Annotated in this window: 14 protein-coding genes; 11 read left to right on the top strand and 3 right to left on the bottom strand. The window is 55.9% G+C overall.

The annotated features are described in order from the left end of the window. Nucleotides 1-235: 235 nt before the first annotated feature. Nucleotides 236-442, bottom strand: coding sequence for a hypothetical protein (locus tag DMG62_22485; protein PYY20701.1), 207 nt, complete (start codon nt 440-442; stop codon nt 236-238). 145 nt (nt 443-587) lie between these two features. Between DMG62_22485 and DMG62_22480 the strand changes: the two genes are divergently transcribed. After that, nucleotides 588-2228, top strand: a complete 1641-nt coding sequence (locus DMG62_22480; protein ID PYY20700.1) for a terminase — start codon at nt 588-590, stop codon at nt 2226-2228. 42 nt (nt 2229-2270) lie between these two features. Here DMG62_22480 and DMG62_22475 read toward each other — a convergent pair whose 3' ends face one another. Continuing rightward, a complete protein-coding gene (locus tag DMG62_22475; protein ID PYY20699.1) occupies nt 2271-2600 on the bottom strand; it encodes a hypothetical protein in 330 nt (109 codons plus the stop codon). Further along, on the bottom strand, nt 2597-2815 hold the full coding sequence (locus tag DMG62_22470) for a hypothetical protein (protein PYY20698.1): 219 nt from the start codon (nt 2813-2815) through the stop codon (nt 2597-2599). Before DMG62_22470 ends, DMG62_22475 begins: the two co-directional genes overlap by 4 nt. A 288-nt stretch (nt 2816-3103) precedes the next feature. Here DMG62_22470 and DMG62_22465 point away from each other — a divergent pair, with 288 nt between their 5' ends. From DMG62_22465 to DMG62_22420, 10 genes are all read left to right on the top strand, one after another. Beyond that, entirely contained in the window at nt 3104-3850 is a 747-nt protein-coding gene (locus tag DMG62_22465) for a hypothetical protein (GenBank protein ID PYY20697.1), read from the top strand. A gap of 206 nt (nt 3851-4056) precedes the next feature. Next, on the top strand, nt 4057-4848 hold the full coding sequence (locus DMG62_22460; GenBank protein ID PYY20696.1) for a hypothetical protein: 792 nt from the start codon (nt 4057-4059) through the stop codon (nt 4846-4848). 1 nt (nt 4849) lies between these two features. Next, a complete protein-coding gene (locus tag DMG62_22455) occupies nt 4850-5185 on the top strand; it encodes a hypothetical protein (protein PYY20695.1) in 336 nt (111 codons plus the stop codon). A gap of 278 nt (nt 5186-5463) precedes the next feature. Beyond that, the gene (locus DMG62_22450) at nt 5464-6192 is read left to right on the top strand and encodes a hypothetical protein (protein PYY20694.1); all 729 of its coding nucleotides are present in this window, start codon (nt 5464-5466) and stop codon (nt 6190-6192) included. After that, nucleotides 6189-6734: a hypothetical protein gene (locus tag DMG62_22445; GenBank protein ID PYY20693.1), complete on the top strand. Its 546-nt coding sequence runs from the start codon at nt 6189-6191 to the stop codon at nt 6732-6734. The genes DMG62_22450 and DMG62_22445 overlap by 4 nt, the downstream gene beginning before the upstream one ends. 141 nt (nt 6735-6875) lie before the next feature. Beyond that, on the top strand, nt 6876-8291 hold the full coding sequence (locus tag DMG62_22440) for a sigma-54-dependent Fis family transcriptional regulator (protein ID PYY20692.1): 1416 nt from the start codon (nt 6876-6878) through the stop codon (nt 8289-8291). A 202-nt stretch (nt 8292-8493) separates the two neighbouring features. Next, the gene (locus DMG62_22435) at nt 8494-9297 is read left to right on the top strand and encodes a hypothetical protein (protein PYY20691.1); all 804 of its coding nucleotides are present in this window, start codon (nt 8494-8496) and stop codon (nt 9295-9297) included. Between the two features lie 369 nt (nt 9298-9666). After that, nucleotides 9667-10110, top strand: a complete 444-nt coding sequence (gene tnpA / locus DMG62_22430) for an IS200/IS605 family transposase (GenBank protein PYY20690.1) — start codon at nt 9667-9669, stop codon at nt 10108-10110. A gap of 374 nt (nt 10111-10484) precedes the next feature. Continuing rightward, a complete protein-coding gene (locus DMG62_22425; GenBank protein PYY20689.1) occupies nt 10485-11054 on the top strand; it encodes a hypothetical protein in 570 nt (189 codons plus the stop codon). A 375-nt stretch (nt 11055-11429) separates the two neighbouring features. Further along, entirely contained in the window at nt 11430-12401 is a 972-nt protein-coding gene (locus DMG62_22420) for a hypothetical protein (protein ID PYY20688.1), read from the top strand. Nucleotides 12402-12404 lie beyond the last annotated feature (3 nt).

Genomic DNA, 12404 nt, shown 5'->3' with positions numbered 1-12404 from the left:
GCAAGGCTTGGTCCTGATTCCGGACCTGCCCGGCTCCCAGCAATCGCCCCCTTGAATCTACCGCCGTCATGTAACAAAATCTCTGGTGAAGATCTACTCCTACGTGGATCATTCCGTGCCTCCTTCAGGGTTCTGTGCTTCGAGCACGAATGTACCCTCTGGGAGGCACGCCTGCTTTCATCACATCTGAGCCCCTCTGTTGGGCGAACGGATCTCCCGGGAATGTTTCGGCCTGCTACGTCCTGTCTTGGCTCTTCACGAGAATCCTCGCCGAAGAGCCGGGATACCGCATGTGAGTCTGAGGCATCGCCGGAGATTCTTCGGCGAAACCGGGCCTCAGAATGACAGTTCTACCTTCGTGTTCCTTCGTGTCCTTACTGGTTTCACTTCCGTAGTGTGTTTCTGCGTGGTGCTGTTTGCCAAAACCAATGAAACCACCCATTCGGCGATGCTCAGGACAGGCTCCGGTCACGAAGGAACACAAAGGAAAACAGGCTCTTGAAGTCCTTAGTGAACCTTCGTGTCCTTAGTGGTTTCACTTCCGTAGTGTGTTTCTCCGTGTTCTCCGTGTCTCCGTGGTGAAAAAAATGTCTATGCCCGAACTCACTCCCGAACAATATCGTGCTGCGCTGCGCAACGATTTCTGCACGTTTGCCGAGCGCAGTTTTTTGGAACTCAATCCTGCAACCGACTTCGCGCGCAATTGGCATATCGACGTTATCGCGCACGAGCTCGAACGCTGCCGGCTGGGCGAGACGCGGCGGCTCATCATCAACCTGCCGCCGCGTTCGCTTAAGTCGCATTGCGCGTCCATCGTCTTTCCCGCATGGCTGATGGCGCACAATCCGAGCGCGCAAATCATCTGCGCCAGCTACGCGCAGGACCTCGCCGACAAGCACGCCATCGATTGCCGCGCGCTGATCAACAGCGACTTCTACCGCCAGATTTTTCCCACGCGGCTGTCGCCGGAAAAACGCTCGGTGGCAGACTTTCTCACCACCGCGCGCGGATCGCGCAAAGCAACGTCAGTAGGCGGCGTGCTCACCGGACGCGGCGCCGACTTCATCATCATCGACGATCCGCTGCAGCCCGATAAGGCGCTCTCCGACACGCGCCGCAAAGCCGTGAATGATTGGTACGACAACACGCTGGTCAGCCGCCTCAATCACAAGCTCACCGGCTGCATCATCCTGGTCATGCAGCGCCTGCACGAGGACGACCTCGTCGGCCACGTGCTCGATGTCGAGCGCCGCCAGGCCATCGACATCGAACCGAAATGGAAGGTCGTGCGCTTTCCCGCCATCGCGGAGGAAGACGAGCGCTACGAAGTCCCGCGCCTTTCAAAGACTCTGCTTTATACCCGGCGCAAAGGCGAGGTGCTCCATCGCGAAAGAGAGCCGATGGAAGTCCTCGAGCAACTGCGCGAGACGCAAGGCGAGTACACCTTTGCCGGACAGTATCAGCAATCTCCTGCGCCATTAGGCGGAGGTTTGGTAAAGCTTCGCTGGTTCAAGACCTACACCGAGGCTGAGCTTCCCGAGAAATTCGACTTCTTCTTCCAAAGCTGGGACACGGCCAACAAAGCCAGCGAGCTGAGCGATTACAGCGTCTGCACCACCTGGGGCGCAATCAGAACCCCCTGCGGTAGCGGGGGGAGCAGTTCGCCTGCTAGCGGCGGGGGCACTGGCGGCCGCCTCTACCTGCGCGACGTCTATCGCGCACGGCTGGAATATCCCGAATTGAAACGCGTGGTTAGAGCGCACGCCGCCCTATGGGAGGCGAAGAACGTGCTGATCGAAGACAAAGCCTCGGGGACGCAACTTTGCCAGGAGCTGATCCAGGAAGGCATGCAAAGCATCAAGAAGTGCCAGTCAAAGCTGGACAAAGGGACGCGTATGCTCACCGTTACCCCAACCATCGAGAACGGCTTTGTCTACCTGCCGGAGCGCGCTCCCTGGCTTTCCCAATATGTGCACGAGCTGGTGACGTTCCCAAATGGGAAACATGACGACCAGGCAGACTCCACCTCACAGGCGCTCGACTGGATCAAGAGCCACCTGTTCGAGCCGGCAATTACCGTGTACTACCGCGAAGAGGTCCTGACGAAGTGGCGCAAGGGATATATAAGATGGGACGAACTATCGCCTTTCATACAAAAGTACATCATCGACAATGGCCTGGAAGGTCCGCGGCCGGGAGGCCAGCAGCCAGGCGGTAGCTCTGATTAGTAAGAATTTTGGATTCAGCCGTCTCTACGTTCCACATGTTTCTTATTGCGCACTTGTGCCCACAACCACCACTCGTCCCGGTTGAATGGAATCCAGGGCAGCGATGCAGTCCGGAACGTGTGGAAGGATGTCATCTATATCGTTCGATGCTGCTCGAATAATTAATACGGCAATAGGGCGACCAGAAAGGCTTTGTTGATATTGGATGCCCTTGTCCACTGTTAGAAAAACATCAAATTTCCCTTCCGCCAGAGCGAGCAAGTCCCCATTCTGCTTTCCTCCGAATCCCGCCTCCTGCACCGTCGTGCATTCATGCATGGAAAGACTTGATTTGACTTTCCTGGGAACACACTCATCGATGAGGACCCTCATCCGAGGTGTGCGACCACAAAGGCTTTCGCCTCTTGGAGTGCAGCAATTGCTTCACTCTTACTGACGGTAGGAAAGTCGTCCAGAAACTCGTCTAGTGTCTTCCCGTGCTCCAGGTAATCGAGCAGCGCCTGGAAGGGCACGCGAGTGTTCCGAAATACCGGCTCTCCGCCGAGAATTTTGTCGTTCTTGACGATGACTTTTCCGTTTCCAGTCATGGTGATTCCGCAAAGAAGAGTTGTTCCGATTTTATTAGGAATGCCTCCGGAAGCAATGATTTTGATTGTAGATGGCGCACGTGCTGATCGAAGACAAAGCCTCAGGCGTAGCTTGGTTAGCGCTGGTGCCTATTGCAAGGGTGGAAGGCCAGCAAGGAATGCCATAGAAGGCTTTTCCATAACGCGCATCCGGAGGGGAGATCAACGGTCGTGGTCTGGATCTGGGGAATTCTTACTGATTCGATCAGTATTGACGTAATGTACTTTGTCATATAAAGTCAGTTGGCGATGACAGACACCGATTGGATTGCTGTCTTCTCGTCTCGAACTGCCGGCCGTGAGTTGCTGCCGTGGTCGCATCCACGAACCCTTACAGATCGTGAGTTGCGACTGGTGCGCGGATCAATCCAGCAATTTCAACTGGGGGAAGGTTCTGACGGTTCCGGGTTGATACGACGCGGTTGTGCGTCGCGGCTGGCTGCGCTCAATCCGAATTTCATATCATCCTTGGAGCTGTTCATTAAAGAAGAGCAGCGGCACAGCCGACACTTGGCGCTTTTTCTGCAACGCGAGGGCGTGGCGCTGCTCGAGCAACATTGGGTCGATCGAGTTTTCCGGCGCGTCCGCAAGTTTGCCGGGCTTGAACTGTGCCTGCGCGTGCTGGTAATGGCGGAAATCGTCGCGGTTCCATACTATGCGTCTCTTCAGTGCGCGACCGGCTCGGCGCTATTGCAGCGCATTTGCGCCAATATTCTTGCCGACGAAGCCGACCATTTGCGCTTCCAGGCGGAGAACCTGAAGCAGCTGCAGAGCAGCCGCCGATCGCTTCCATCGTTAGAACTCATGTTTTGGCGCTGCTTCCAGCTTGCAACCCTGCTGGTGGTCTGGCGTGAACACGGCGAGGTGTTGCGGGCGGGGGGCTATCGCTGGAACAGCTTTCGCGAAGAATGTGTCCGGCTCCTGGTTGCTGTCAGTCACAACGACCTTGAGCCGCGAGCAGCAGAGGAGCAAGCGCTGGCCGCGGCCAATGACTAACCTTCCCGGCAAAAGCTTCGGAAAACGGCCACAAACGAAAGATCTCGGCGGTCTTCCCAGATAGGTGAACGTCCCGTCTATCACCAGGTTCCGCCAAGCTTCCTCCCTGATTTTGCGAAAGCGAAATTTCTCTGCCTGATAGCGCCACTGGTGGGTGGGCTGCTATTGTGCCGCGAAGTTACATTTTCGAAAAAAAGGGGCACGGCATGTCTGCTGGAGAAAAACTTCGCGCTTTACGTGAAAAACTTGGATTCACGCTTAAAGACGTAGAAATTGCGAGCCTTCAACTCGTTCAGAAATACCACAATCCAAAATACTGGCTACCTCAGAGCCGCCTTTGCCATATCGAGAGCAAGGGGATCTTGCCTAACATCTATCGCTTGCAGGCATTCGCACTGATTTACCGGCGACCATTGATGGAGTTGCTGGCCCTTTATGGTGTGGATCCGCAACAGTCGCAGGCGCTGCCTTCGCCACCCCGGACTCATTTGGCTAGCGATGTCGGCCTGAGTGGTTGCGATCTGCCCACAAAGATTGATCCTCTTTTTGATCACAAGAAAACCAGCTACATCCGCCGGATGATCCAGGAATGGGGGGTCCTTCCCATGAGAGCGCTACAAACCTTCCAGGATCCCAACTACACATACGGGTACGTGGGAAGCGAGGACTACACGCTCTACCCAATCATTCTTCCCGGAACATTCGTACAAATCGACCAGCATCTCACCGAAATCGAAACTGGCCCGTGGGCGTCAGACTTCGAACGGCCAATCTATTTTCTTGAGACGCACGATACCTATTTATGTGCGTGGTGCGCTGTGGTCAGCAGCAAGGAAGTTCAAGTCCAACCGCATGCGCTCTCAGGGCTGCCGGCGCGCAACTACAAGCGGCCAAGCGAAATCGAGGTCGTCGGCCAGGTTGTGGGAATCGCCACCAAGCTAAGGAGTGTCAACCGGAATGTCGAGCGAGAGCCTGCAATGACGCGAACACATATTTAAGGTGCGCATTGACGTGCTTGCCTGCATTCCTGGGAGCCAATCCCGGGCGGCCCAGCAGGTTGCGCAGCGATTGCGTCTTGCTCTCAAAGGTGTCTTCGGCGTGCATCGCGAGCTCACCTTCGAGCTCGGCGAGATCCGTCTGCAGCATGTTTTCCAGCACCATGCGGTGAGCATGTCCGAAGGCATCACAGAGCGCTTTTTCGCCGTAGTCAGCAGCCAGGCCCCAATGGCTATACACGCCCGGCTGCTGCTGCAGCGATGCCAGATAGGCAAGACGCGCCAGATTGCCGGAAACTGCGGACACCCTGCGAAACGCTTCTTCGACGGCAGTTCTTAACATAGGGAAATTACGAATTTGTAATCTGTAACCTCAAACGCAAAATTCGTCGCGGTTGTTTGGGACGACCGAACATCACTGTGCAACTTCAACCAAGGAGGAATTGCACAGTGAAAAAATTTTGCTTACTCGCCCTCGCCGTTCTGCTGATCGCTCCGCCCATCTCGCGCCAACTTTTTGACGGCCCCTTGCCACCTCCGGACTGCCCGCCATCGGGGTGTTCGATCAATTGAGGGGTTTCAAAGTAGGAATACAGATGTTACTCTGTTTCCGCCAGAATGACACTGATTTATTCCTGTTCGCTGCTTCCGATTCCGGTTCTCGCGGCTACAGCTATCGTGATGTACCGGCGGAAGCAGCACCGGCTTTATCCAGTATTCTGGGCCAACCTCATCTTTCAGTTCAGCCGGGTTACAGTTGAATGTATCGCCTATCGCACGTCATATAAGTTTTATTTCTATTCCTACTGGACTGCGAGTGCCTGCAGTGTGATCTTTAGTCTGCTGCTACTCCGAAGCATCTTCCTCACAATGCTGCGTGGATACTCACCGCTCAGCTGGTTACGGCGCTTTGGGTATGAAGCAATTCTTCTGGCCTTTTGGGGGCTGGCTCTGCTCGTGACCTATCACAACTATGGCGGGCGCACGTTTGAGCAGCTGATCTCTGACGCGGAGCAAGCAGTTAGCTTCACTGCGGTTGGCATGTTCGTCTTTGTTGTCGGGTCCTCCGTGGTATTGGGAATCCGCTGGACGTCAGCGATTTGTGGCATTGCGCTCGGGGTCGGCCTGCTTGGAACTGTCGACCTGGTGGTTTACGCAATGCGCTCTCACGGTTACTGGCTGTCAAGTGTGGCTGTAGGCTGGATTGAAACGATTACCTATAATTGCGTTGCCGCCATCTTCGCCTTTTACTTTGTGCCAAAAAGGGAAGAGATTCCGGTGCCGATATCGGTCAGGCCCGAGTTACTGCAATGGGTTAATGGGGTAAGAGGCGCGCTCTCAAAATGACATTCATTCTCTTGCTGGTCGTTTTGCTTGCGGCTGCCATCGTGGCAATCGCCAAGCTGCTTCGCGGATCGATGCAGCACCCCTCGAACTTGTCCCAGCTGCTGGATGAACTGGAGCCCTTCAATCTCGCAGGTTTTCGCCACATCGCTTCCGGGGTTGACGATCAGTATCTGAAGAAGAAACTGCCCAGCCGCGAATATCGAACTTTGAGGCGGATTCGACTTGTAGCCATCTATGCCTACTACAAATCAGCGTTCCGCAACTCTTCACTGCTGCTTTCGTATGGGCACGGGTTGTCGAAGGCAACTGACCCGGAGCTATCGGCCTTCGGTCAGCAGCTCAGCACCGCGGCCATCCAGCTCCGTCTGGTCCTGGTGCGGGGCGTTATCGGCATCTTCTTCTGCTATTTCATGCCGCTCGAAATTCCTTACTGGCGGCAGATTACAGAACGATACGATGGCATCGGCATGCACTTAAAAGCTCTCAGCGACATGCACGCGCCAGACCTCGCCGTGGCCGTCTCCAATCACTTCTCCTCCTAATTGAGGGTATTCGGCGCTTGGCCATTAACGTCTTCTTTCGGTTCAAGGAACCCGTTGCCGGCCGAAAGCTGACAGCCGAGAGCCGACCGCCTGGCGTGTTACCGGCCATTTGTGAAACGCCATTCAACCCGCTAGACTCTGTTGTTTCGCAGCGTTCGCCTGACAAAGAACGCGACGAGCCGCACCATGGTCATAACGCTGGACTCCCCACAGCAGTTGTCGATGCTGGTGATCGACGCCGACCAGCAGGTTCACGACGCCGTCCGCGACGCGCTGAGCGACATGCCCGTCCGCATCTCCGCCGCCCACGGACGCGAACAAGGCTTCGAACTAATGCGCACTCAACAGCCGCGCATCATTCTGCTGGATCCACAGGTTCCCAGTGCTCGGGACTCTGACCTGCTGGGACGCATCGTTCTGCAGGACCCGCGCTCCGAGGTCATCCTCATCAGCGAGGACTATTCGCCAGCGGCGGCGGTTGACGCCATCCTCAAAGGCGCAGCAGATTATCTGACGAAGCCGCTCTCCACTCACCATCTCCGCGCTCGCGTCGGACAAGCCATCGAGGCGGCACGAAGAAACCTGCATACTCTTGAGCTCGACTCCGAACTGCTCTCCTCCTTCAGCTTCCACGGACTCGTCGGGCGCAGCCCCGCGATGCTCGAACTCTTCAGCCGCATGAGCCGGATTGCTCCGCACTTCCGCAGCCTGCTCGTCACCGGCCCATCCGGTAGCGGCAAAGAACTTGTCGCCCGGGCGATGCACGGTCTGTCTCCGGTCAGACAAGGTCCATTGATCGTCTGCAATTGCGCGGGAATTCCCGAAGCCCTCGCCGAGAGCGAGATGTTCGGCTACGTGAAAGGGGCTTTCACCGGCGCGAACGAAACTCGCGCAGGTCTATTCGAGCATGCCCACGGAGGCACAATCTTCCTGGACGAAATTGGCGACATGCCGATGGGCATACAGGCCAAGCTTCTGCGGGTACTGCAAACCCATGAGATTCAACCGGTCGGCTCAGTCACTCCGCGCCGACTGGATATTCGAGTGATCGCCGCCACCAATCGCGACCTGCGCACCGAAGTCGGCGCAAGACGCTTCCGCGAAGACCTCTTTTACCGCCTGTCTGTTGTCGATCTGCGTCTGCCGTCGCTGCTGCAACGGAAAGAGGATCTGCCGCTGCTGCAGAAACACTTCCTCGAAAAGTACGCGAAGCAGTACGGCAAAGAAATCTCCGGAATCAGCCGACGTGGGCAAAACATGCTCTCTACCTACGGCTGGCCAGGAAACATTCGCGAGCTGGAAAACGTTATCGCAAACGCCTGCATGATGAGCGAAGGCCGGGTGCTTGACGCCAAAAACTTCCGCTTCGACCCGGTATCTCCAGCCGGCACGTCGGCGATGCCCTTCATCAGCCTGAAAGAGATGCAACGCAAACATATCCACGACGTCCTCCAAGCCGTAGAGGGCAACAAAGCAAAAGCCGCCGAGATTTTGGGCATCGGCAGATCAACCCTCTACGACATGCTGGCGGAAGAAGATGTGACTGAGAGCGGCTGAAGATGAGCCGCTGACGAAGTGGTTACACACCTGGTCTAAGCTTGCGAGGTAATCTCCGTCTGTCCGCGGATTCCGTCAACAAAAAACTATTCGTGGAACCCGTTGCTCTGAAGAAATTCACATGCCATAAGTTCCTTGACATCTGTGGCTTGAACCAATAGGGTGCGCACCGCGAGTTTAACTCGCCCAGGAGAGAACCCAGATGAAATCAGGCAACGCGATTCTCGCCATTAGCTTGATCTGTTCGGCCGGGTGTTGGGCTCAGGCAGGTTCCAGTACCAGCAGTTCCTCCCCGCAGGCGCTCAGTCCTCAGAATGCCAACAATCTTTGTCGTATTTACTTCGTAAAACCGAAGCCCGGGTCGGAGGCGCAACTCGAGCAAGGACGAAAGAAGCACATGCAGTTCCACAAGAGCCAGAACGACACCTGGACATGGGCCACGTTCTCTATTGAAACCGGCATGAATGCAGGGGTCTATGTGACCTCCACGTGCGGGCATGCGTGGAAAGATTTCGACGACTGGGAGAAGCGCATGGGCAAAGCCGACACCGCCGATGCCGCCACAAATATGTCCCCGCATGAACAGGCCAGTTGGAACGGCTTCTATGTGTATCGCTCAGACATGAGTTTAGGCGCGGCCAATCGCCCGCCCACGCCCATCACCGCTGTCACGATCTACGTACTCCATCCCGGCGCACAGACCGAATTCATGGATGCCATCAAGAAGATCAACGAGGCTCTCGGTAAACAGCCGGATTGGCCGAAGACCTCAGGCTGGCTGCAATTAGTCAATGGCGGTGAAGGACCAACCTTCGTGTGGCTCAACTCCCTCCAGAACTGGGCCGACTTCGCGCCCTTGGCAAAGTCCATGCCGGATGTTGTGAATGAAACCTACGGAAAGGACGGAGGCGCCGCCATCTTCAAGGCGATCCGAGACGCCACAGAGCACCAGCTTACCGAGTCGGCTGTGTACAGACCCGATCTGAGCTATTCGCCGGGAAGATGAACGCAAGAAAATAGAGAACGCAGACATGCTGTTGAAGGATGATAGGAAGAAACGCAAGGAATAAATCGGGACACTGAACTGCTCATTTACAAGAAATGATCGCGCAGTTCAGGCCGTCCCCTTGTGGTTCTCTCTGCGGTCGGACTACGCATCGTTTCCGTCAGCTCTACAGCCAGCATGGCCTGCGTTTCAGCCCTGCTGCCCCTGTCGCCTGTAACCTACCTCATAGTTCACTTGAGTCCAGCCAACCGGCGGGACGCTCGCCAATAGCCCACCACGACCGAGTGGTGGGCTGGATGGAATAAGGCGATTTGGAGTCCGGCTTCCAGCCGGACGATTGACAATCTGTTTTACAATGCCGTTCCCACAATGGCGCACACCTTCACCTGCCTCTATTTTCACATCGTGTTCTCCACCAAATTTCGTCGTCCAACGATTCCAACGGAACTCCGTCCGCGTCTCTGGAGCTACATGGGAGGCATCGCGCGCGAGAATCGCTTTCGCGCGTTAGCGATTGGCGGTATGTCCGAGCATGCGCACCTCTTGCTGTCGTTAAATCCGCCGATGCCCATCTGCACGGCAGTGCAGCTCATGAAAGCGGGCTCTAGCGGGTGGATGAGTGACCTGACAAACAAGGATTTCAAATGGCAGGAGGGCTACGCTGCCTTCACTGTCAGCCTCTCGAATCTCGATTCCGTCAAGCATTACGTCGATCACCAGGAAGAGCACCATCGCAAGATTGATTTCGCGACGGAATGGAAGCTTCTGTTACAGAAGCACGGCATTGCATTGCCGCCACGCGATTCGAGGTGAAACTCCGCGTCGACGCATATTCTCAACCGTCCGGCTGAAAGCCGGACTCTGATCGTTCTCTTCCGTTTTCCCACCACTCGGCCGTGGTGGGCTATTGGCGCACGTCCCGCCAATTCGGCGGGACTTGGGCCCGCGGTGGCCGAGTCTTTTCTGCCTTTCCTATGATTCCTCCAGACTGCGGATGCCGCACTCTGCGTAGTTTCGCAGGGTGTGCTTACCCCACATTTTCATGGGAAGCGGAGGCTTTTGCAGCCTCCTTCTCATTGAAAGTGCTTTAGCGCTGGCCTTACCGGCTAGCGCTTATCTCCTCATCTCCTGCATTGCCGTGGCAAATTGCTTCTTCGTTGGTGCATCCCAGTACTCGGAGAAACACCATGAAGAAGATGTACTTTGCCTGCGCATGTATCTTTGCTGGAAGCCTGTGTCTTACTGCGTCTGCCCAGTCTGATAAAGCTAAAGCTCCCAGTGGGACGGTCATCGATAAGAAACACGCTGATGGCAGCACTGAAGTGCAGCCCGATTTCAAGAAGATCCGGGTCACTCCCGATTTGGTGGAGGCGGCTCAGAATAAGCTGAACGCAGATGGCTACGCTGCCGGTACGGCGGATGGCAAGCTCGGCGCGAAGACCCGGGCAGCGATCCGGAAATATCAGCAGGACAAGAATCTCACTGTCAACGGCCAGCTCGACGAGAGCACGCTGTCGCATCTGAATGTGGGTGGAGGCAAAACTATGGCTACCGCGCCCAGCGATATCGGCCATGGAGCCAAAGCCGCCGGACACGACATAAAGGAAGGACATCCGCTGGCTGCCGCCAAAGCGTTCGGCAAAGGCTTTGGACATGCCGGGAAAGCTGTCGCCGAAGGGACGAAGTCTGGCGTAGTGGGAAGCAAAGACAAAATCTCCGGCAAGGACAAGCCCCAAAGTAAGGAGACTCCGCGTTAGACCGACCGGGAACAGCCTGATCTCGCCCCGACTTCATTGTCTCGAAAATAATCGCGCAGGTCAGGCCGTCCCGTTTGATCCGGTCAGGCCGTCCCTTTTTGATCCTGGCGTAGGGAATAATTCGCGGGAAAACCGGGGACAGGGATGAGGACGGGCCGCACGTCTAAAGGAATCTCTAGAGTCCCACAATGGAACATCATGGAGTGCAGGGGATTCTATATCTCCGAGAGCACTGTGAAGCTAGAACTCTCAAGAAGCTTCAATGACCAAGCCGCAAGTCCTTCAGTCCAGGCGGCAAGATTCCACAAAAGAATATGAGGCAAAACGCATGCAGCTGAATCCGCATCGAAGAGCTCAGGTGGCTCAAGGAATACGATGACGGTATCTCGGCTATTGAAAATAGTTGTCATCGCAGGAGCTCTCGCAACTGCGGTAAACGCAAGCGATCACGTGTTTCCCCCTGAGCAACCGGCAGCCAGTGCCGGTCTGTTCGAAGGAATCGATGCGGTCCAATCCGACGCCGGCAGCAGCGATAACTCGGGAAGCCAGTCACCGCCGGGCTTAGACCGTCGTGACCGCATCTTTTATCCCGGTGACACGGAGCGGCCAAAGCCGCTCCTGCGAAAGTTGTTCCTGAACATTGCGTTCGATCAGAAAGACATTTTCACCAGCCCCTTCCATGTAAATCGGCACGATGCCTTGGAATGGCTGGTGCCAATGGCGGCGACGGGAGCATTGATTGCGACCGATACCCATATCGCGAATGCTTTTGAAAACAGCCGCGGGCAAGTCCGTTGGGGCGGCCGGATTTCCCAAATTGGGGCGGCCTACACACTGGTTCCTATCGTCGCCGGCTCGTATGTCTATGGAGCGTGGCGGGACAGTGCGAAGGCGCGGGAAATCGGTGTTCTGGGAACGGAGTCTCTGCTCGACAGCCTGATTGTCTCCGGAGTGTTGAAAGAAGTGTTTCGGCGTAATCGTCCTGACGAGAAAAACCCCGGCGATTTTTGGGGCGGAGGAACTTCATTCCCGTCCGGGCATGCGATTCAGGTGTGGACGATCGCCTCTCTGCTGGACCATGAGTACAAGCACAATCGAATCGTCGGCATAACCGCTTACAGCCTCGCCGGAATAGTAAGCGCAGCGCGAGTTGCTGCGCAGAGACATTTTGCTTCCGATGTTGTCGCCGGTGGCAGTATGGGCTGGTTCATCGGGCGTTATGTCTATGACACGCACATGAGCCATCTCGCACACAAGCACGCGTCACTCATACCAATGATTGTCCCTCAGGTAGATCCGTTACAGCGGCGCTATGCCTTCGCCCTGGTTTTTCGCCCAGGCTTCTAAACT

It is taken from the genome of Acidobacteriota bacterium, assembly GCA_003225175.1.
Lineage (GTDB): Bacteria > Acidobacteriota > Terriglobia > Terriglobales > Acidobacteriaceae > Gp1-AA112.
Note: the sequence above shows the minus strand (reverse complement) of the source record. Positions and strands in the feature narration are given on the sequence as shown.

Bases quoted from the DNA above. Each gene is read 5' to 3' on its own strand.
- DMG62_22480 (PYY20700.1), top strand. From the start codon at position 588: ATGTCTATGCCCGAACTCACTCCCGAACAATATCGTGCTGCGCTGCGC.
- DMG62_22445 (PYY20693.1), top strand. From the start codon at position 6,189: ATGACATTCATTCTCTTGCTGGTCGTTTTGCTTGCGGCTGCCATCGTG.
- DMG62_22425 (PYY20689.1), top strand. From the start codon at position 10,485: ATGAAGAAGATGTACTTTGCCTGCGCATGTATCTTTGCTGGAAGCCTG.
- DMG62_22460 (PYY20696.1), top strand. From the start codon at position 4,057: ATGTCTGCTGGAGAAAAACTTCGCGCTTTACGTGAAAAACTTGGATTC.
- DMG62_22470 (PYY20698.1), bottom strand. From the start codon at position 2,815: ATGACTGGAAACGGAAAAGTCATCGTCAAGAACGACAAAATTCTCGGC.
- DMG62_22420 (PYY20688.1), top strand. From the start codon at position 11,430: ATGACGGTATCTCGGCTATTGAAAATAGTTGTCATCGCAGGAGCTCTC.
- DMG62_22465 (PYY20697.1), top strand. From the start codon at position 3,104: ATGACAGACACCGATTGGATTGCTGTCTTCTCGTCTCGAACTGCCGGC.
- DMG62_22450 (PYY20694.1), top strand. From the start codon at position 5,464: ATGACACTGATTTATTCCTGTTCGCTGCTTCCGATTCCGGTTCTCGCG.
- tnpA (PYY20690.1), top strand. From the start codon at position 9,667: ATGGCGCACACCTTCACCTGCCTCTATTTTCACATCGTGTTCTCCACC.
- DMG62_22435 (PYY20691.1), top strand. From the start codon at position 8,494: ATGAAATCAGGCAACGCGATTCTCGCCATTAGCTTGATCTGTTCGGCC.
- DMG62_22475 (PYY20699.1), bottom strand. From the start codon at position 2,600: ATGAGGGTCCTCATCGATGAGTGTGTTCCCAGGAAAGTCAAATCAAGT.
- DMG62_22485 (PYY20701.1), bottom strand. From the start codon at position 442: ATGGGTGGTTTCATTGGTTTTGGCAAACAGCACCACGCAGAAACACAC.